General features: G+C 68.6%; 13 protein-coding genes. 2 read left to right on the forward strand and 11 right to left on the reverse strand.

Annotation, left to right across the window (positions count from 1 at the left end):
* Positions 1–3: 3 nt before the first annotated feature.
* Positions 4–3,975, forward strand: a complete 3,972-nt coding sequence (locus tag LA521A_RS10340; RefSeq protein ID WP_281778829.1) for an ATP-binding protein — start codon at positions 4–6, stop codon at positions 3,973–3,975.
* Positions 3,976–3,994: 19 nt separating this feature from the next.
* Here LA521A_RS10340 and recJ read toward each other — a convergent pair whose 3' ends face one another.
* The 11 genes from recJ to hrcA all read right to left on the reverse strand — a co-directional run bounded on the left by recJ (position 3,995) and on the right by hrcA (position 18,339).
* Positions 3,995–5,713 carry a single-stranded-DNA-specific exonuclease RecJ gene (gene recJ, locus LA521A_RS10345; RefSeq protein ID WP_281778830.1) on the reverse strand — a complete coding sequence of 573 codons (1,719 nt, stop codon included), beginning with the start codon at positions 5,711–5,713 and terminating at the stop codon, positions 3,995–3,997.
* On the reverse strand, positions 5,710–6,672 hold the full coding sequence (locus LA521A_RS10350; RefSeq protein WP_281778831.1) for a phosphoglycerate mutase: 963 nt from the start codon (positions 6,670–6,672) through the stop codon (positions 5,710–5,712). Before LA521A_RS10350 ends, recJ begins: the two co-directional genes overlap by 4 nt.
* A gap of 8 nt (positions 6,673–6,680) precedes the next feature.
* Positions 6,681–7,157 carry a transcription elongation factor GreA gene (gene greA, locus LA521A_RS10355; protein WP_115841535.1) on the reverse strand — a complete coding sequence of 159 codons (477 nt, stop codon included), beginning with the start codon at positions 7,155–7,157 and terminating at the stop codon, positions 6,681–6,683.
* 221 nt (positions 7,158–7,378) lie between these two features.
* Positions 7,379–10,627 carry a carbamoyl-phosphate synthase large subunit gene (carB, locus tag LA521A_RS10360; protein WP_281778832.1) on the reverse strand — a complete coding sequence of 1,083 codons (3,249 nt, stop codon included), beginning with the start codon at positions 10,625–10,627 and terminating at the stop codon, positions 7,379–7,381.
* Positions 10,628–10,635: 8 nt separating this feature from the next.
* Positions 10,636–11,079: a DUF6973 domain-containing protein gene (locus LA521A_RS10365; RefSeq protein WP_425494505.1), complete on the reverse strand. Its 444-nt coding sequence runs from the start codon at positions 11,077–11,079 to the stop codon at positions 10,636–10,638.
* Entirely contained in the window at positions 11,076–12,200 is a 1,125-nt protein-coding gene (gene carA / locus LA521A_RS10370) for a glutamine-hydrolyzing carbamoyl-phosphate synthase small subunit (protein ID WP_281778833.1), read from the reverse strand. Before carA ends, LA521A_RS10365 begins: the two co-directional genes overlap by 4 nt.
* A 207-nt stretch (positions 12,201–12,407) precedes the next feature.
* The gene (locus LA521A_RS10375) at positions 12,408–13,076 is read right to left on the reverse strand and encodes a 4-hydroxy-tetrahydrodipicolinate reductase (protein WP_281782075.1); all 669 of its coding nucleotides are present in this window, start codon (positions 13,074–13,076) and stop codon (positions 12,408–12,410) included.
* Positions 13,077–13,264: 188 nt separating this feature from the next.
* Positions 13,265–14,386, reverse strand: a complete 1,122-nt coding sequence (gene dnaJ / locus LA521A_RS10380) for a molecular chaperone DnaJ (protein ID WP_281778834.1) — start codon at positions 14,384–14,386, stop codon at positions 13,265–13,267.
* Between the two features lie 138 nt (positions 14,387–14,524).
* On the reverse strand, positions 14,525–16,447 hold the full coding sequence (gene dnaK / locus LA521A_RS10385; RefSeq protein WP_281778835.1) for a molecular chaperone DnaK: 1,923 nt from the start codon (positions 16,445–16,447) through the stop codon (positions 14,525–14,527).
* 122 nt (positions 16,448–16,569) lie between these two features.
* Complete coding sequence (gene grpE / locus LA521A_RS10390) at positions 16,570–17,106, reverse strand: nucleotide exchange factor GrpE (protein WP_425494506.1); 537 nt, start codon at positions 17,104–17,106, stop codon at positions 16,570–16,572.
* A 186-nt stretch (positions 17,107–17,292) separates the two neighbouring features.
* Positions 17,293–18,339, reverse strand: a complete 1,047-nt coding sequence (gene hrcA / locus LA521A_RS10395; protein WP_281778836.1) for a heat-inducible transcriptional repressor HrcA — start codon at positions 18,337–18,339, stop codon at positions 17,293–17,295.
* A gap of 182 nt (positions 18,340–18,521) precedes the next feature.
* On the opposite strand from hrcA, the gene recN reads away from it, so the two are divergent.
* Complete coding sequence (recN, locus tag LA521A_RS10400; protein WP_281778837.1) at positions 18,522–20,189, forward strand: DNA repair protein RecN; 1,668 nt, start codon at positions 18,522–18,524, stop codon at positions 20,187–20,189.
* The last annotated feature ends 149 nt before the right edge of the window (positions 20,190–20,338 follow it).

Consider the following 20,338-nt stretch of genomic DNA (forward strand, 5'->3'; position numbering starts at 1 on the left):
CGGATGATCGTCGGCCAGAAATACTCGCAGGTTCATGAAGGCGTGCCCGCCGGAGGAGGAAGCTCCGGGCCGATAGGATATCCCCCTGCGGTCGCGCGCGCACCGATGACGATGTTCCGTCGTGTCGCATGGCTGCTGCTTCTTTTCGTCGCGAACCTCGCGCATGCGGCCTCGATCGGGCTCGCCGACGACGAACGCCAATGGGTGCGCACGCATCCGACGATCACGGTAGCGACCTACGAAGGCGGCTGGCCGCCGTTCGAACGTTTCGACGGCGAAACATTGAGTGGACTCGGGCCGGCCTACCTGCACGAGGTTGCGCGCCAGCTCGGCGTGCGCGTCGCCGTTCGTCGCTACCCGACGTGGGAAGAAGCCTTCGCGGCGGCGTGCCGACGCGAGGTCGACGTGCTGATGAATGTCTCGCTCGTACCCGAGCGCACGCCGTGCCTGGTGTTCACCTCGGCCTATTTCGAAAGCGCACCCGTGTCGGTCGGCCTGGCGAGCCGCAGCGATCTGCTCGCACCCGATCGACTGGCATCGGCGCGCATCCTCGTCGATCGCGGTGCATCGATCGAACGCTCTGCGCGCGCGAGGTTTCCGGGCGCGCGGATCACCGCAATCACCGACACGCGACAGGCGCTGGACGCCCTGCAGAACGCGCAGGCCGATGTCTTCATCGGCAATCCCTACGTCGCCCGCACGACGCTGGCGACCGGCGCCTGGCCCAAGCTCGCGGTGCTCGCGCCGATCGACCTGCCGCCCGACACGTTGCACTTCGCCGTGCCGGACGATCGCAAGCCGCTTGCCAGTGCGATCGACAAGGCACTCGCTCGCATCACGCCGCAGCAGCGCCTGGCGTACGAAACCCGGTGGCTTGGTACGTCGTCCACGGTCGTCGCGCGCGCGGGACGCGTGCCGCTCACGCGCGACGAGGAACTCTGGCTCGAACGCATCGCGCCGCCGCGCGTCGGCTACGCACGCGACTGGGAGCCGATCAGCTTTACCGGCGACGACGGACGCATGAGCGGGGTCGCCGCCGAGTACCTGCAGATGATGCACACGCGACTCGGCTTGAAGCTGGGGCCGGAATCCTCGGGCAACATCGAGGACCTGCGCGGCAAGATGCGTCGTGGCGAAGTCGATCTCGTGCCGATGCCCGCGAGCGCACCGGTCGGTCCGGAGTGGGCGCTCACGTCGGCCTTCACGCGCGTCAGCCTCGTGATCGTCATGCGCGCCAGTTCGCACGCGATCAGCGGGCTGGACGACCTGGATGGAAAGCGCATCACCATCGTGGGCCCCGCGCGTGCCGCACGGGTCAAGGCGGAGTTGCCCAACGCCGTGGTCGTGCGGGTGGACGGCATTCCGGCGGGACTGCGCGCAGTGGAACGCGGAGACGCGGACGCCTATGTCGGCGACATGATGTCGGCGGACCGGCCGCTTCGAAGCGGCCAGTACCCGACGCTCCGTCTCGCCGCGCCGGCCGGCTTCGACGAAGACCTGGTGTTCGGCGTACGAGGGCAGTACCAGCCGTTGATCCCGCTGATCAACCGCATGCTCGGCGCGTTGAGTGCCGAAGAGCGTCAGCGCATTCGTTCCGGGTGGCTCGAAGTGCAGGTCTCCAGCGGCGTGGAGTGGCGCACCGTCGCGATCGGCGCTGCATTCGCCGCTCTGCTGGTCTCGGTCCTCGCGTTCGCCTACGTGCGCACGCGCAAGGAGATCCGCCGCCGGGAGAAGACCGACAGCCTGATGCGCGATCTCACGCGCAACCTGCCCGGCGTGATCTTCAAGATCACGCGCGATCCGCAGGGCAACTACGCCCTGCCCTTCGTCGCCGGCAACACGCGCGAGCTGTTCGGGCTGGAGCACGATGAACTCATCTCCGGCGAGCAACCCGGATTGGCGGGCCGCATCGACGATCGCGATCGCGAACGACTGCGCGCGACCTTCGACCAATCGACCATGGACCTCGCGCCGATCGAGATGGATTTCCGCACGGTTGCGCCCGCGCCGGATCGCTGGATACGCGTGAGCGCGGTGGCGCGTCGCCTCGACGACAACCTGGTGCACTGGAGCGGGTACTGGGTCGACGTGAGCGCGTCGCATCGCCAGTCCGAAGCGCTCGACGCCGCGCGGCAATCGGCGGAGAACGCCGCGGCCGGGCGCGCCAACTTCCTCGCGGCGATGAGCCACGAGATCCGCACCCCGATGGCCGGCATCGCCGGCATCATCGAGATCCTCTCGCGCAGCGACGTCAACGACGACCAGCAGTACCTGCTGGGCCTCGTGCAGGATTACGCGCAGGCGCTGCGGACGATCCTCGACGACGTGCTGGACCTGTCGCGCATCGAGGCCGGACGGCTCGACCTGGAACCGGTCGAGACGGACCTGCGCGTCCTGGTGTGCAACTCGATCGAGCTGGTGCTGGATCTGTGCCGGCGCAAGAACCTGCGTTGCCTGTGCCACATCGATCCGTCGCTCGCCGGCATGGTGCTGGCGGATCCGACGCGCTTGCGGCAGATCCTGCTGAACCTGCTGAGCAATGCGATCAAGTTCACCAGCGCGGGGTACGTCGCCGTGTCGCTGCAGGTGCTCGACAGCGGCGACGGGTCGCAGACGTGGTGCCTTGCCGTCGCGGACACGGGCATCGGCATCGCATCGGAAGAACAGGGCAAGCTGTTCCACGCGTTCACGCAGGCCGAAGCGAGCACGTCGCGCACCTACGGCGGCAGCGGATTGGGACTCGCGATCTGCCGGCGGTTGTCCGAACTGATGCAGGCGCGACTGGAACTGGAAAGCGCGCGCGGCGCCGGCACGCGCGTGTCGCTCACACTCACCACGCCCGTCGTCCGGCTCGACGCGCGCGACCCGTCGCTCGACGGCCGCACGATCGCGATTCGTGCTGGCGACGAGGACGTTGCCGACGGGCTGCAGGAGATCGTCATCGCATTCGGCGCGCAGATCGTCGAGCCTTCGCAGGCGCAACTGCTGCTCGCCGACGCGCCCTCGCCCGCGGGCGAGGGCGCGCACTGGGTGCCGCTCGTGCCCGACAGTCCGGACGCGCCGCGTCATGCCATCGTCATCGAGCCGCTGCTTCCCACGCATGTGCGCCGTGCCTGCGTCCTGGCGCTCGACGACGCGTCGACCCGCGAACATGCAAGCGCGCCCATCACGATGCGCGCCGGCCACATCCTCGTGGCGGAAGACCATTCGACCAACCAGCTGCTGATGAAGCGCCAGCTTGCCGAACTGGGCCTGCGCTGCCGCGTGGTGTCCACCGGCGAACAGGCGCTGGCGGCGTTGGCGACGGACCATTTCGACCTGCTCATCACCGACCTGCAGATGCCCGGCATGAGTGGTTTCGAGCTCGCGCGCGCGATCCGTGCCGGCGAAGCCGCCGAAGGCCGGACTGCATTGCCCATCCTTGCGCTCAGCGCGGGCGTGATGTCAGAGGACGAAGTGCGCTGCCGGGACGCCGGCATGAACGGCCACCTGCGCAAACCCATCGGGCTGGATGAACTCATGCGACAACTGGAACGCTGGCTACCCCACGAAGCGCGGGACGAAGCGGGCGACGCGACGGCATCGGCGCCGCTGCAACAACCGCCGCCCCCGCTCGAAGCGCCACTGGAGCCGCTCGATCTGGCGATGCTCACGCGCAGCTTCGGGTCGCGCGAAACGGTCTGCCTCGTCGCCGAAGACCTGCTCGCCAACCTGCCCAGCGATCTCGACGATCTGCGGCGCTCGCACGATGAGCACGACGCGGAGCGCATGGGCCGTGCGCTGCATCGCATCACCGGCGCGCTGGGGACGTTCGGCTATCGCAACCTCGCCGCCGACCTGCGCACCGCGACACGCATCGCCGAAGCCGGCACGCTCGTGCCGTCGGACGAAATCGCACGCCTGCTGCGCCGCGTCGACGGCACGCTGTTCGAACTCGGCGAGTTCGTGACGAAGAGCAAGGCGGGCGTCGACTAGACCTCGACGCGTGTCACCGTCAGGCGACGGTTTCGCGATGCACGACGACCAGCTGCACGGCGTCGCCGCCGCGGTAGTCGTCGGTTTCCAGGCGATAGGCGATGCGCACGCGCGGCGGCGGCGCCAGCCCAGCCCATCCACCGAATTCGATCGCATTGAGGCGTCGGCCCGACAGGCCGAGTTCGAGCTTCAGGTGCCGCTCGCCAACAACGCGCCAGCCGAGCACGTCGAACTCGCCGTCGAACTGCGGCTCGGCGAAACCTTGTCCCCACGGGCCGCCATCGCGCAGCGCTTCGGCACTGGCGCGGCAGAAGTCGTCGGCGGCCAGCTCGCCGTCGCTGAGCAGCTCCGCCTGCAGCAACTCGGGCGTGAGCAGCGAGGTGGCGCAATCGCGGAACGCGTCGGCGAAGGCCGCGAAGGCGTCGGCGCGCAACGATAGCCCCGCCGCCATGGCATGGCCGCCGAAGCGTTCGATCAGCTGCGGATGGCGCGCGTGCACGTCGGCGAGCGCGTCACGGATGTGGAAGCCGGGGATCGAACGCGCCGAGCCGCGCAGCGAATCGCTTCCCGGCTCCGCCGGCGCGAACGCGATGACCGGCCGGTGCAATCGCTCCTTCATCTTCGACGCGACCAGGCCGACCACGCCCGGATGCCATTCCGCGTCGAACAGGCAGATCGCCGCGGGCGCCGCGCCTTCGCCGATCGCAACGCGATCGAGCGCGCGTTCGGCGTCGTCGGTCATCTGCTGCTGCACCGCGCGGCGCTCGCTGTTGATCTCGTTGAGCGTCGCGGCGATGTCGCGCGCGCGCGAGAGGTCGTTGGTGAGCAGGCACTCGATGCCCAGCGACATGTCCTCCAGCCGGCCCGCTGCGTTGAGACGCGGCCCGACCGCGTAGCCGATGTCGGTCGCGGTAAGTCGCGCCGGATCGCGCTGCGAGACTTCGATCAGCGCACGAAGCCCGGCACTGCCCTGCCCCGCGCGCAAGCGGCGCAGGCCGGCGGCGACAAGCGCGCGGTTGTTCGCGTCCAGCGGCACGACGTCGGCCACGGTGCCGACGGCAACGAGGTCGAGCAGCACCTGCAGGTCCGGCTCTTTTCCGACGAACGCCCCCTGCTCGCGCAGGCGGCGGCGCAACGCGAGCAGCACGTAGAACATCACGCCGACGCCGGCGAGGCACTTGCTCGGGAACGCATCGCCGCGCAGGTTCGGATCGACGATCGCGTCGGCGGGCGGGAGGTGTTCGCCCGGCAGGTGATGGTCGGTGACCAGCACTTGCCAGCCGCGCGCCTTCGCCGCCGTGATGCCGGCGTGGCACGCGATGCCGTGATCGACCGTGACCAGCAGATCCGGCTGCAGCGCGGCGAGTTCGTCCACCAGCGCAGGCGAAAGGCCGTAACCGTGCACGATGCGGTTGGGCACGGCGTGCGACACGCGCTTCGCGCCGAGCATGCGCAGGCCGCGCACGCCGACCGCGCAGGCGGTGGCGCCGTCGCAATCGAAATCGCCGACAACGACGATGTGGCGGTCTTCCGCAATGGCGGTGGCGAGCAGCGCGGTTGCCGCGTCGAGGCCGCCGAGCAGTTCCGGCGGATGCAGGTGCGCCAGTCGCGGCTGCGCGAGTTCCATCGTCGTCGCCCCGCGCGATGCGTACAGGCGACGCAACAGCTCCGGCATGGAATCCGGCCAAAGACCCGGATCGACGCAATCGCGACGACGCAGACGCGCGACCGGTTTCATTCGTGAGCGTTCCCGGGCGTGTCGGCCGTCGCGGCGATGAACGAGGCGAGCGGGCGGCGCCAGAAACGCCAGCGCTGCGAACGCGCGAGGTCGTAGCGCGCGCCGTCGTCGAATTCGACCCGCAACTGCTTCAGTTCTCCGCCCCCGACAGCCTGGAGCAGCGGCGCGAACCAGCCGCGTTCGAGCAGCGCGAGATCGCGCGCATCGCGCAGGTCGTACAAGGTATTGCCTGCGTCGGCGCGGCCGTTCCACGAGGCCGGCTTGGCCGCCACGTCCACGCCACCGATCGCGGCGAGCGCCGTCACGCTTTCGTCGTCGCTCGCGATACGCGTGTAAGCGGACTGCACGCGGTCGGGCAGCGTGCCCGCGCCCCAGAACCACAGCGAATTGACCGGCGCGAGCCCGGCGGCGGCGCGTTGCGCGTTCAACGGATGGTTGTGCAGCACGACCTGCGCCTCGCTCAGCAATGCACGCCAGCGGCGGCCGTCCGGGCCTTGCGGTAATTCGTCGAACAGATCGGCGCCAAGCGCCTGCTCCGGCGCGGTGAATTCCGGCCACTTTGCGCCGGTCGGCAGGCGCAGGTACCAGCGCGACGGCGCGGGGGCATCGATCGGGAAACCCGCATCGCCGAACAGCGGCTTGAGCGGTTTGAGCAGCGCGGCGGCGTCCTGCGCGTTCAAGCCCAGCGCTTCGCCGTAGGACAGCAGACGCGCGCCATTGATGTCGGGCCGCACGTAGGCGGGATCGGCGCGAAGCCACGCCGCACCCGCCGCATCGCCTGCATCGCGCTGGCGCGAGGCCGCTGCCACCGGCCAGCCGCGCGGCAGGACGTCGAGAAGGTTCGACAATGCATCGCCGACGCGCTCGCTGCGATCGGCGCGCGCCAGGGCGCGTCCGGTGTCGACGGACAGGCGCTGGCCGCCGAAGCGTGCGCGCGGCGGCAGCAGCAGCGTGATCATCGACGGGATCAGCCGGCGTAACTGACGCCGACGATCTCGTACTCGCGGGTGCCGCCCGGCGCGTCGATGGTGATCGTGTCGCCCTCGTGCTTGCCGATGAGCGCGCGCGCGACCGGCGAGGAAATGGCGATCAGGCCGAGTTTGATGTCGGCTTCCAGGTCGCCCACGATCTGGTAGCGGCGTTCTTCGTCGGTTTCGGTGTCGGCCAGTTCGACCGTGGCGCCGAAGACGACGCGCGACCCGGCGTTGAGCGAGGCCACGTCGATGACCTGCGCGTGCGACAGCTCGGATTCGAGCTGCTTGATGCGGCCTTCGATGAAGCCCTGCTGTTCGCGGGCCGCGTGGTATTCGGCGTTTTCCTTGAGGTCGCCGTGCGCGCGCGCTTCGGCGATCGCGTTGATCACCGCCGGGCGCTTGACCGACTTCAATTCTTCCAGCTCGGCGCGCAGACGCTGCGCGCCCTGAAGGGTAATGGGTGCTCGCATTGCTTGTTCTTCCTGTGCGCCGGGCGCGGAAGCCCGGCGGTGGCGATATGCGGATTCTGTATCAGATGGGCGCCGGGGTGAACCCGTCTGGCCCGGAGCGCCTCCAAGTCGTCATTCCCGCGAAGGCGGGAATCCAACGGTCCGCAGCGTCACGCCCTCCGTCGGGCGTGATACCCGCCAGCGTGGATCCCCGCCTGCGCGGGGATGACGGTCTTGAGTCCTTACGCCCCCTGCACTTCCGCGTGCAGCTCCTGCAGCGACCAGACCGGGCCGGTGCCGCGGTATTCCAGCGAGTTCACCAGCGCACGCGCGCCCGACACGGTGGTGGAGTACGTCACGCGGTGCTGCAGCGCCTCGCGGCGGATCGAGAACGAGTCGTTGATGGCCTGGCGGCCCTCGGTCGTGTTGACGATGTAGACGATCTCGCCGTTCTTGATGAGGTCGACCACGTGCGGCCTGCCTTCGGTCACCTTGTTGATGCGCTCGCACGCGAGGCCGTTATCCGTCAGGAACCTGTGCGTGCCTTCGGTGGCGACCAGCGTGTAGCCGCGCTTGACCAAGTCCTGCGCGACGGGCAGCACGCGCTTCTTGTCGGGATCGCGCACCGATACGAACACCTTGCCGCCTTCCGGCAGCGCCTTGATGCCACCGGCTTCCTGCGCGCGTGCCATCGCGGCGCCGAAGTTGCGGCCCACGCCCATCACTTCGCCGGTCGAACGCATTTCCGGCCCGAGGATCGGATCGACGCCCTGGAACTTCGCGAACGGGAAGATCGCTTCCTTGACCGAGTAGTACTCCGGCACGATTTCTTCCGTCGCGCCCTGCTCGGCCAGCGTCTTGCCGACCATGCAGCGCGCGGCGATCTTCGCCAGCGCCATGCCGGTGGCCTTCGACACGAACGGTACGGTGCGCGAGGCACGCGGGTTCACTTCGATCAGGTAGATCGTCTCGCGGCCTTCGTCGTCGAAGGTGATCGCGAACTGCGTGTTCATCAGGCCGACGACCTTCAGCGACTTCGCCAGCGCGACGACCTGCTCGCGCAGCTTGTCCTGCACGGCCGCGCTCAGCGAGTACGGCGGCAGCGAGCACGAGGAATCGCCCGAATGCACGCCGGCTTCCTCGATGTGCTCCATCACGCCGCCGACCAGCACGTTGCCGTCCTTGTCGGCGATGACGTCGACGTCGACTTCCACGGCGTTGTCGAGGAAGCGGTCCAGCAGCACCGGCGAATCGTTGGACACCTTCACCGCGTCGCGCATGTAACGATGCAGGTCGGCGTCGGCGTGCACGATTTCCATCGCGCGGCCGCCCAGCACGTAGCTCGGACGCACGACCAGCGGGTAGCCGATCTGCGAGGCCAGCACGATCGCTTCTTCCGGATTGCGCGCGGTGCGGTTGAGCGGCTGCGCCAGGCCCAGGTCCTGCACCAGCTTCTGGAAGCGCTCGCGGTCCTCGGCCAGGTCGATGCTGTCCGGCGAGGTGCCGATGATCGGCACGCCGTTGGCCTCCAGCGCGCGCGCCAGCTTCAGCGGCGTCTGGCCGCCGTACTGCACGATCACGCCCTTGGGCTTCTCGAGGTCGCAGATTTCCAGCACGTCTTCCAGCGTCAGCGGCTCGAAGTACAGGCGATCGGAGGTGTCGTAGTCGGTCGAGACCGTTTCCGGGTTGCAGTTGACCATGATGGTCTCGTACCCGTCCTCGCGCAGCGCCAGGGCCGCGTGCACGCAGCAGTAGTCGAACTCGATGCCCTGCCCGATGCGGTTCGGGCCGCCGCCGAGCACGATGATCTTGTTGCGGTCGGTCGGCTCGGCCTCGCACTCGTCTTCGTACGTCGAGTACATGTACGCGGTGGTCGTGGCGAATTCGGCCGCGCACGAGTCCACGCGCTTGTACACCGGACGCACGCCGAAGGCGCGACGCAGCGTGCGCACGGCGGTTTCGTCGGTGCCGGTCAGCTGCGCGATGCGCGCGTCGGAGAAGCCCATGCGCTTGAGTTCGCGCATGCGCGTCTTGTCGAGCGAGGACAGGCCGGCGTCGGCGACGGACTTCTCGGCGGCGATGATTTCCTCGATCTGGTCGAGGAACCACGGATCCACGAACGACAGCGCGTGCACGTCTTCCACGCTCATGCCCGCGCGGAACGCGTCGCCGATGTGGAACATGCGCTCCGGACCCGGCTCCTTCAGCTCGCGACGCAGCTTCGCCAGGTCGTCTTCGCTGGACAGATCCAGGCCGGTGGGATCGAGGCCGACCTTGCCGGTCTCCAGTCCGCGCAGCGCCTTCTGCAGCGATTCCTGGAAAGTGCGGCCCATCGCCATCACTTCGCCCACGGACTTCATCTGCGTGGTCAGGCGCGCGTCGGCCTGCGGGAACTTCTCGAAGGCGAAGCGCGGGATCTTGGTGACGACGTAGTCGATGCTCGGCTCGAACGACGCCGGCGTGAGGCCGCCGGTGATCTCGTTCTTGAGTTCGTCCAGCGTGTAGCCCACGGCGAGCTTCGCGGCGACCTTGGCGATCGGGAAGCCGGTCGCCTTCGACGCCAGCGCCGAGGAACGCGACACGCGCGGATTCATCTCGATGACGACCACGCGGCCGTCCTTGGCGTTGATGCCGAACTGCACGTTCGAGCCGCCGGTGTCCACGCCGATCTTGCGCAGCACGGCGATGGAGGCATCGCGCAGGCGCTGGTATTCCTTGTCGGTGAGCGTCTGCGCCGGGGCGACGGTGATCGAGTCGCCGGTGTGCACGCCCATCGCGTCGAAGTTCTCGATCGAGCAGACGATGATGCAGTTGTCCTTCGTATCGCGGACCACCTCCATCTCGAATTCCTTCCAGCCCAGCACCGATTCCTCGACGAGGATCTCGTGCACGGGCGAGAGTTCCAGGCCGCGCTTGGCGATCTCCTCGAACTCTTCCCGGTTGTAGGCGATGCCGCCGCCGGTGCCACCGAGCGTGAACGACGGGCGGATGATGGTCGGGTAACCGACCTTCGCCTGGATTTCGACGGCCTGTTCGAACGTGCGCGCGACTTCGGCCTTCGGGCATTCCAGGCCGATGTCCGCCATCGCGACGCGGAACAGCTCGCGATCCTCGGCCATGCGGATGGCGTCGCGCGAGGCGCCGATCAGCTCGACGCCGTACTTCTCCAGCACGCCGTTGTCGGCAAGATCCAGCGCGCAGTTCAGCGCGGTTTGGCCGCCCATCGTCGGCAGCAGCGCATCGGGCTTTTCCTTGGCGATGATCTTCTCGACCGTCTGCCAGTTGATCGGCTCGATGTACACGGCGTCGGCCATGTTCGGGTCGGTCATGATCGTGGCCGGGTTGCTGTTGACCAGCACCACGCGATACCCCTCGTCGCGCAGCGCCTTGCACGCCTGCGCGCCGGAGTAGTCGAACTCGCAGGCCTGGCCGATCACGATCGGGCCGGCGCCGATGATCAGGACGGTTTTGATGTCGGTGCGCTTGGGCATGGGGGTCCTCAGTAAAGTCGTTCCTGCCACGCGTCGGGCGCGAGCCAGGTGATCTGGTCGGGCGATCGGGCGTCGATCGCGCCATGGTTCACGGCAGCAAGCACCGCCTGCTGCATGGCGTTCCAGCTGTCGGCGGCCGCGCCGATGCGCGCGCCGAGCCGGTTGTTGTGCGCATCCATCGCACGTGATGCGTTGCCCTGCCCGTCGCGCTCCATCACCTGGGTCACGAGGTCCACGCAGCGCGGGGACAAGGTGTAGGCGACGATCGCGCTGGCGAGCGAGTGGCGGTACGCATCGGCCGGGCCGTTGCGACCGCCGGGCAATCCGGCGGCGAAGAACTGCGAGTACGTCGCCACCATCACGAAGGCCGGATAGGCGCCCAGCACGACCGCAATAACGAAGAACCTGCGCCAGTGGCGCTTGCGGGCGGGCTTGGCGGCCGGCCGGATCACTTCGCCTGCTGCATCGAGGCGACGAAGCGGTCGAACAGCGGCGCGACGTCGTGCGGGCCGGGGCTCGCTTCCGGGTGGCCCTGGAAGGAGAACGCCGGCGCGTCGGTCAGCTCGATGCCTTGGTTGGTGCCATCGAACAGCGAACGGTGGATCACGCGCACGTTGGCCGGAAGCGTGGCTTCATCGACCGCGAAGCCGTGGTTCTGCGAGGTGATCATGACGCGGCCGGTGTCGAGGTCCTGCACCGGATGGTTCGCGCCGTGGTGGCCGTGGCCCATCTTCACCGTCTGCGCGCCGGCGGCGAGCGCCAGCAGCTGGTGGCCCAGGCAGATGCCGAAGGTCGGGATCTTCGCGGCGATGAATTCCTTGATGGCCGCGACCGCGTAATCGCACGGCGCCGGATCGCCCGGGCCGTTGGAGAGGAACACGCCATCAGGCTTCAGCTTGAAAACCTCCGACGCCGGCGTCTGCGCCGGGACGACGATGAGCTTGCAGCCGCGTTCGGCGAGCATGCGCAGGATGTTGAACTTCACGCCGTAGTCGTAGGCGACGACGTGGAACTTCGGCTCTGCGCGGACGAATGCGTTGCTGTCGAGGTCGAGCTGGCCGTCGGTCCACTCGTACGCCTCGCGCACGCTGACTTCCTTCGCCAGGTCCATGCCTTTCAGGCCGGGGAACTTGCGTGCGGCCTCGAAGGCCTTGTCGACGTCGATCTCGCCCGCCATCAGGGCGCCGTTCTGCGCGCCCTTCTCGCGCAGGATGCGCGTGAGCTTGCGGGTGTCGATGTCGGAGATGGCGACGATGCCGCGGGCGTTGAGCCACTCCGGCAGCGACACCTGGCTGCGCCAGTTGCTCGGGCGGCGCGGCACGTTGCGCACGATCAGGCCCGAAGCGAAGCAGCGCGCGGCCTCGTCGTCCTGGTCGGTGCAGCCGGTGTTGCCGATGTGCGGATAGGTCAGGGTCACCAGCTGACGCGCGTACGACGGGTCGGTGACGATTTCCTGGTAGCCGGTGATGGCCGTGTTGAAGACGACTTCGCCGACGGAAAGGCCGGGCGCGCCTACGGAAACGCCCTCGAAGAGGGTGCCGTCTTCGAGCGCGAGGATTGCGGGTTGGGTCACGGGGATCGCCTTGGCTGCCGGGGGGTGCTGACCCTTCCCGTCGCGCAGACGCCAAGAAAAACCGGGCTGCAGCAAAGCGCGGACGCGGTGCGGGACCGGTCCGACGGAAGGGGTTCAGGCGAGCCGGAATTCTAGCGGGCCGGGGCCGGTAACGCCAGCGTCATGTGCGCGGATCCGCGATCCGGGCGGCGATTCGACGCGCCTTGTTCAGGCGAGCAGATCGCGCAGGCGGTAACGCCCCGGAGCACGCCCGGCGAGTTTGGCGGCCGCATGGAGGGCGCCGCGGGCAAAGATGTCGCGATTGGTGGCGCGATGGACCAGCTCGATCCGCTCGCCCGGCGCGGCGAACTGCACCAGGTGTTCGCCGACGATGTCGCCAGCCCGCAGCGAGGCATAGCGCGGCGTGGCGCCCCCGTGCTCCGCGCTCGCGCCCAGCGCCAGCGCCGTGCCGGACGGGGCGTCCTTCTTGTGCACGTGGTGCGATTCCACGATGTCGCAATCCCAGCCCGGCAACGCCTGCGCGGCCCGTTCGACGAGCTCGCTCAGGATCGCCACGCCGAGGCTGAAATTGGCCGCCCACAGCAAGGGGATTCGCTGCGATGCGGCGTCCACCGCGGCGAGCTGCGGCGCTTCCAGTCCCGTCGTGCCCGACACCAGCGCCGCGCCGCGCTCCTCGCACAGCGCGAGGACCGGATCGAAGCCCTGCGGCAGGCTGAAGTCGATCGCGACGTCGAACGGCGGCGCGCCGTGGAGTTCGGACGCGGCGAAGTGCGCCACGCCATCCACCACGCGCTGTGCCGGCTGCGAACGCTGCACGGCGGCGACGACGACGACATCGTCGCGTTCACTTGCCAGACGGAGCAGCGCCTGCCCCATGCGGCCAGAGGCGCCATGGACGAGGATTCGGGTCTGCGGAGTCTTGTGATCGCTCATGCCGGCAGTCTGCCGGCGGGCCTGCGCTGCTACAAGCCGTGCGTGGACGGAAGCGGTGCGATCGCGGTGTCGGCCCGCACAAAAAAGCCGCGGTCGTGCCGCGGCTTCTTCGATGGACGATGGCGGCGGCGTCAGGACGTCATCCGGTCCCAGAATCCCTTCACGCCGTCGATGAACGTCGACGCGCGGGGCGAGTGCCGCCGCGCGCCGTCGCCTGCGAAGGTCGCTTCGAACTTCTCGAGCAGCTCGCGCTGCTCGGCCGTCAGGTTGACCGGCGTTTCCACCACGGCGCGGCAGTACAGATCGCCCGGCTTGCGGCTGCGCACGGACTTCACGCCGCGGTCGCGCAGGCGGAACAGCTTGCCGGTCTGCGTCTCGGCCGGAATGCGCAGCTCGACCTCGCCTTCCAGCGTCGGCACGCGGATCGTGTCGCCGAGGGCGGCCTGCCCGATGCGGACCGGCACTTCGCAATGCAGGTCGTCGCCGTCGCGCTGGAAGATCTCGTGCTCGCGCACGCGCACGTCCACGTACAGGTCGCCTGGCGGCGAACCGGCCGGGCCGGCCTCACCCTCGCCTGCCAGACGGATGCGGTCGCCGTTGTCGACGCCGGCCGGAATCTTGACCTGCAGCGTCTTGGTGCGCTCGACGCGACCTTGTCCGTTGCAGTCGGCACAGGGGTTGGGAATCGTCTTGCCGCGACCGGCGCAGTGCGGGCACGCCTGCTGCATCGAGAAGATGCCGCGCTGGAAACGCACCTGGCCGCGGCCATGGCAGGTCGCGCAGGTTTCGGTCTTGCCGTCGGCCGACCCCGAGCCGTCGCAGGTCTCGCATTCGTCCAGCGTCGGGATCTCGATGGTCTTCTCGGTGCCGAAGACGGCTTCCTCGAGCGACAGCTCCATCACGTAACCGATGTCGGCGCCGCGACGCGGACCGCGTTGCGCACCGCCGCCGAAGATGTTGCCGAAGATGTCGCCGAAGATGTCGCCCATGTCGGCGTAGCCCGGTCCGCCACCGCCGCCCATGCCGTGCTCGAACGCGGCATGGCCATGCTGGTCGTAGGCACGACGGCGGTTGCCGTCGGACAGGACTTCGTAGGCTTCCTTGCACTCCTTGAACGAGGCTTCCGCCGCGGCATCGCCGGGGTTGCGGTCCGGATGGAACTTCATCGCACAACGGCGATAGGCCTTCTTGAGGTCTTCGTCGCTGGCGTCGCGGGCCACGCCCAGCACTTCGTAGTAGTCGCGTTTGCTCATGGAGCCGGAGATCGGGAATTGGGAATGGAGAATCGTTCGAAACGATGGCGTTGCAACCTACGGACACAAGAACGGGAATTGGGAGAGTGAAAGCGTCGAGGCCTCACGATTCCCAATTCCCGGTTCCCTATTCCCGTCTTACTTCTTGTCGTCCTTGACTTCGGTGAACTCGGCGTCGACCACGTCGTCGGACTTGGCGCCACCCGACGGGCCGGCACCGGCCTCCGGGCCACCCGGCTGGCCGGCGGCCGAAGCAGCCGCGAACAGCGACTGAGCGGCTTCTTCCAGCGCCTTGGACTTGGCTTCGATCTGAGCCTTGTCGTCGCCGCGCATGGCGGTTTCGAGTTCGGCGATCGCGCCTTCCGTACGACCGATGACGTCGCCGGCCACCTTGTCGCCGTTGTCCTTGATCGCGCTGCGCGCGGTGTGGATCAGCGCGTCGGCGTGGTTGCGGGCCTGCACCAGCTCATGGAACTTCTGGTCTTCCTCGCGGTGGGCTTCGGCGTCGGAGACCATCTTGGCGATCTCTTCTTCCGACAGGCCCGAACCGGCCTTGATCTCGACCTTCTGTTCCTTGTTGGTCTTCTTGTCCTTGGCCGACACGTGCAGGATGCCGTTCGCGTCGATGTCGAAGGACACCTCCACCTGCGGCATGCCGCGCGGCGCCGGCTCGATGCCGGTCAGATCGAAGCGGGCCAGCGACTTGTTGTAGCGGGCCTGTTCGCGCTCACCCTGCAGCACGTGCACGGTCACGGCCGACTGGTTGTCCTCGGCGGTGGAGAACACCTGCGAGGCCTTGGTGGGGATGGTGGTGTTCTTCTCGATGATCTTGGTGAACACGCCGCCCAGGGTTTCGATGCCCAGCGACAGCGGGGTGACGTCGAGCAGCAGCACGTCCTTGACGTCGCCGGCCAGCACGCCGCCCTGGATCGCGGCGCCCAGCGCCACGGCTTCGTCCGGGTTGACGTCCTTGCGCGGTTCCTTGCCGAAGAACTCGGCCACCGCCGACTGCACCTTCGGCATGCGGGTCTGGCCGCCGACCAGGATCACCTCGCTGATCTCGCTGGCGCGCAGGCCGGCGTCGTTCAGCGCGATGCGGCACGGTTCGATCGTGCGCTTCACCAGGTCGTCCACCAGCGCCTCGAGCTTGGCGCGGGTCAGCTTGATGTTCAGGTGCTTCGGGCCCGACGCGTCGGCCGTCACGTACGGCAGGTTCACTTCGGTCTGCTGCGCGCTGGACAGTTCGATCTTCGCGCGTTCGGCGGCGTCCTTCAGGCGCTGCAGGGCCAGCGGATCCTTGCGCAGATCGATGCCCTGGTCCTTCTGGAACTCTTCGACCAGATAGTCGATGACGCGCTTGTCGAAGTCCTCGCCGCCCAGGAACGTGTCGCCGTTGGTCGACAGCACTTCCACCTGCATTTCGCCGTCGACCGATGCGATCTCGATGATCGACACGTCGAACGTGCCGCCACCCAGGTCATAGACCGCGACCTTGCGGTCGCCGCCCTTCTTGTCCATGCCGTAGGCCAGCGCGGCCGCGGTCGGCTCGTTGATGATGCGCTTGACGTCCAGGCCCGCGATCTTGCCCGCGTCCTTGGTCGCCTGGCGCTGGCTGTCGTTGAAGTACGCCGGCACCGTGATCACCGCTTCGGTGACGGTCTCGCCCAGGTAGGCTTCGGCGGTCTTCTTCATCTTGGCCAGCACTTCGGCCGAGATCTGCTGCGGCGCCATCTTCTTGCCGTCGGACGTCTCGACCCAGGCGTCGCCGTTCTCGTGCTGGGTGATCTTGTACGGCACCAGGCCGATGTCCTTCTGCACTTCGGCGTCGGTGAACTTGCGGCCGATGAGGCGCTTGACGGCGAAGAAGGTGTTCTTCGGATTGGTCACGGCCTGGCGCTTGGCGCTGGCGCCGACGAGGACTTCGCCGTCCTTGGTGAAGGCGACGATGGACGGCGTGGTGCGATCGCCTTCCGAGTTTTCGATGACGCGGGCCTTGCCGCCTTCCATGATGGCCACGCACGAATTCGTGGTGCCCAGGTCGATACCGATGATCTTGCCCATGGTGTAGCTCCCTCTCTCGATCTTTGACTGTGCGGCGGCGCGGGCCGCCTGCTTGAAGGTGTATGGCGGAGCGATCCGCCGATGTGCGTTATCTGGGGGGCTCGCGGCCCCGCTTCAAGGCGTCAGTCGTGCTTGGCCACGACCACCAGCGCCGGGCGCAGGAGGCGTTCGTTCAGCACCCAGCCCTTCTGGTAGACCTGGACCACGTCGCCCGGCGCATGGCCGGCGGCATCGACCATGCTCATGGCCTGGTGGCGTTCCGGATCGAACGGCTGGCCGACCGGATCGACCATCACCAGGCCGTTGTCGGACGCGACCTTCAGCAACTGGCGCAGCGTGAGCTCCATGCCTTCGCGCAGATGGGCCGCGGTGTCGCCCTGCACGGCCAGGCCGGCTTCGAGGCTGTCGATGACCGGCAGCAGCTCGGCCAGCAGGCGCTCGTTGGCGAACTTGCGGGCCATGTCGACCTCGCGCGCCATGCGCTTGCGCTGGTTCTCCAGTTCGGCACGCTCGCGCAGCGTGTCCTCGCGAAGCTGGGTCAGCTCGGCCTGGAGGGCCTCGATCTGTGCGGCGAGCGTCGCGCCGGCGTCGACGGCCTCGGTGTTGGGGGTCGATTCGGGGGTCTGGTTGGGTTCGCCGGAAGGCGTACTAGCGGTCATGCGGTGCTCCATCCCTGCGCCAGGGGCGCTCAAACATGCTGGAATTCAATGTCTTGCAGCCGCGCCCGGGGCGCGTCAGGGCTGCAATGGGGCCCGCCCTTCCCGTATTCAAGGCAGCAAGGTTCAACACGAGCGCGGCGGCCGATGCCGGCCAGCGAGGCCGGCGGTCCCGATCCGGGCTGCGGATCAGGTGTCCGGATTCAGCGCCGCGCCCAGCGCATCGGCGGCCGCCTGCACGACGGGGATCACCCGGTCGTAGGCCATGCGCGTGGGCCCGATGACGCCCAGCACGCCCAGCACGGTGCCCGCCGCCACGTAGGGCGCGGTTACCAGCGACATGCCTTCCAGCGGCGCCAGGCCGGTTTCCTCGCCGATGAAGATGCGCACGCCCGGCGCCTGTACCGTGCGTTCGAGCAGCTGGAGGATCTCCCGCTTGCGCGAGAAGGCTTCGAACAGTTCGCGCAGGCGATCCAGGTCCGCCAGTTCCTGCACGCCCATCAGGCGGGTCTGGCCGGCCAGCACCATGTCGTCGCCGCCGGGCGCGAGCGCCTGCTCGGCCAGTTCGACGGACTGGGCGAGCAGCAGCTGCATCTCGTCCTGCGCGCTGCGCAGCTCGCGCAGCAGCGTGGCCCGGATATCGGCCACGGTGCGCCCGGCGAAGTGCGCGTTGAGGTAGTTCGCCACGCGCTCCAGCTCGCCCGCATCGAACGGCCGCCGCGTGAGGACGATGCGGTTCTGCACCTCGTTGTCGGCGAACACCAGGATCGCCAGCACGCGCGAGCCGTCCAGCGGAACGAAGTCGATGCGCCGGAACGCGAACTGCTCGCGGCGCGGCACGCTGACCACGCCGACGAAGTGGGTCATCGCCGACAACAGTTCGGACGCGCTGCCCAGCAGCGCCTGCGTACCCGAACCGGCGGGAAGCTCGCCCCGCAACCGGGCGACGTCGGTCTCCGGCAATGGGCGCACCTGCAGCAGCGAATCGACGAACAGCCGGTAGCCCTGCGGCGTCGGCACGCGCCCGGCGGACGCATGCGGCGCGCTCAGCAGGCCCGCGTCCTCCAGATCGGCCAGGATGTTGCGGATCGTCGCCGGACTCACGTCCAGCCCCGCGTGGCGCGCCAGCGTCTGCGACCCGACCGGCTCGCCGCTGCGGATGTAGCGGCCGATCAGGGTGCGCAGCAACTGGCGCGCGCGCGGGTCGAGGCTGGGATCGGCGGGTTTGCGGCTCATCCCGGCGATATATGACGGCTTGGTACGGGGCGCAAGTCGGGATACCCGGAATCGGCCATCGGGAATTCACCCGGCCGGCGTAGCCGTTCGCCCGGATTTGCGAATCCGGATCCCGAATCTCGAACGCTGCGACGGCCCACCGCTATCAAGCCGCAACCCACACAGGGCACAATCGCGCTCCGATGCTCGTCCACCTGTCCCTCAAGCAATTCGCCGTCGTCACCGAAGCCGAACTGGCCTTCGGCCCCGGCCTGACCGTCATCTCCGGCGAAACCGGCGCGGGCAAGTCGCTGCTGGTCGATGCCCTCGGGCTGATTTCCGGCCTGCGCGCCGACAGCGGCGTGGTGCGCCACGGCGCCGATCGCGCCGAACTGGTCGCCGAATTCGCGCTCGACGACGTGCCTGCCGCCGCGGGCTGGCTGCGCGAGCACGAGCTGGACGAGGACGACGCCTGCCAGATCCGCCGCGTGATCCGTGCCGATGGAGGCTCGCGCGCATGGGTCAACGGGCGTCCGGTCACGCTGGGCCAGCTCGGTGAACTGGCCGCGCTGCTGGTGGAGATCCACGGCCAGCACGAACACCAGGCGTTGCTCTCCCGTCCCAGCCAGCTTGCGTTGCTGGACGCGTTCGGCCGCACCGACGCCGAACGCCGCGCGGTCGAAGCCGCCGCCGCTCGCTGGAGCGCGCTGCTCGCCGAGCGCGAAACGCTGCTCGCGCAGGGCGACGTGTCCGATCGCATCGACTGGCTGGAGCACCAGCACGCCGAACTCGATCGCGAGGAACTGGCGCCCGAGGCCATCGCGCGACTGCAATCGGACCACCGCCGTCACGCGCACGCCGCCGGGCTGATCGCCGCATGCGATGGCGCCTTCGCGCAGCTCGGCGGCGAGGACGGCCCGTCGCTTTCGCGCACCCTGCAGCACGTGCGATCGGACCTGGCGCGCGTCGCCGAACACGAGCCGCGGTTGTCGGAAGTCGACGGCATGCTCGACGCGGCGACCATCCAGATCGATGAGGCGCTGGCGCTGCTCGATCGCGTGCGCAGCGACCTCGACCTGGACCCGTCCGCGTTCGACACGCTCGAACATCGCCTCGGTCGGCTGCACGAACTCGCGCGCAAGCATCGCGTCACGCCCGAACAGCTCGCTGCGCACCGCGATTCGATCGCCGCCGAACTCGACGTCCTTCGCGGCGCCGGCGTGCGCCTGGCGAAGCTGGATGGCGAGATCGAAGCGGCACGCACCGCGTGGCGCGACGTCGCGCAGGTGTTGAGCGCCCGTCGTCGCGAGGCCGCCGCGCACCTGTCGTCGAGCACCAGCGCGCTGATCGGCGAACTGGGCATGGGCGGCGGCCGTTTCGACGTCGAACTGGAACCGCTGGACGCCGATCGCCCCGATCCGCAGGGCGCCGAGCGTGTGGAATTCATGGTCGCCGCCAACCCCGGCCAGCCGGCGCGCCCGCTGCGCAAGGTGGCGTCGGGCGGCGAACTGTCGCGTATTTCGCTGGCGATCGAGGTCGCGGCGCTGGGACTGGATGCCGTCGCGACGATGGTCTTCGACGAGGTCGACACCGGCATCGGCGGCGCCGTGGCGGAGATCGTCGGCCAGAAGCTGCGCGCCCTGGGCGCAAGCCGCCAGGTGCTGTGCGTGACCCACCTGCCGCAGGTCGCGGCGCAGGGGCATGCGCATTACCGCGTGAGCAAGGCCAAGAGCGAAGGCGTCACGCAGAGCGCGGTGCAACTGCTCAAGGCGAAGGAGCGCGAGGAGGAACTCGCGCGCATGCTGGGCGGCGTCGAACTCACGCGCGAGGCACGGGCTGCGGCGAAGCGATTGCTGGCGGACGTGGTCTAGGCGATTTCGGACCTGCCGCGTTTTGCGACCGTCATCCCCGCGAAGGCGGGAAGCCGCCTTTGCGCGCCATCACCCATCCTGAAAGCGTGCGATACCTGACAGTGGGGTCCCCGCCTTCGCGGGGTGACGGTCGAAAAACGAAAAGCCCG

The organism is Lysobacter auxotrophicus (genome assembly GCF_027924565.1).
In the GTDB taxonomy this organism is placed as follows: Bacteria; Pseudomonadota; Gammaproteobacteria; order Xanthomonadales; family Xanthomonadaceae; genus Lysobacter_J; species Lysobacter_J auxotrophicus.

Excerpts from the sequence above, each read along its gene's own strand:
- recJ (WP_281778830.1), bottom strand. The coding sequence starts at position 5,713 with ATGAAACCGGTCGCGCGTCTGCGTCGTCGCGATTGCGTCGATCCGGGT.
- LA521A_RS10350 (WP_281778831.1), bottom strand. The coding sequence starts at position 6,672 with ATGATCACGCTGCTGCTGCCGCCGCGCGCACGCTTCGGCGGCCAGCGC.
- hrcA (WP_281778836.1), bottom strand. The coding sequence starts at position 18,339 with ATGAGCCGCAAACCCGCCGATCCCAGCCTCGACCCGCGCGCGCGCCAG.
- recN (WP_281778837.1), top strand. The coding sequence starts at position 18,522 with ATGCTCGTCCACCTGTCCCTCAAGCAATTCGCCGTCGTCACCGAAGCC.
- carB (WP_281778832.1), bottom strand. The coding sequence starts at position 10,627 with ATGCCCAAGCGCACCGACATCAAAACCGTCCTGATCATCGGCGCCGGC.
- grpE (WP_425494506.1), bottom strand. The coding sequence starts at position 17,106 with ATGACCGCTAGTACGCCTTCCGGCGAACCCAACCAGACCCCCGAATCG.
- dnaK (WP_281778835.1), bottom strand. The coding sequence starts at position 16,447 with ATGGGCAAGATCATCGGTATCGACCTGGGCACCACGAATTCGTGCGTG.
- LA521A_RS10375 (WP_281782075.1), bottom strand. The coding sequence starts at position 13,076 with ATGGGGCAGGCGCTGCTCCGTCTGGCAAGTGAACGCGACGATGTCGTC.
- dnaJ (WP_281778834.1), bottom strand. The coding sequence starts at position 14,386 with ATGAGCAAACGCGACTACTACGAAGTGCTGGGCGTGGCCCGCGACGCC.
- LA521A_RS10340 (WP_281778829.1), top strand. The coding sequence starts at position 4 with ATGATCGTCGGCCAGAAATACTCGCAGGTTCATGAAGGCGTGCCCGCC.
- greA (WP_115841535.1), bottom strand. The coding sequence starts at position 7,157 with ATGCGAGCACCCATTACCCTTCAGGGCGCGCAGCGTCTGCGCGCCGAG.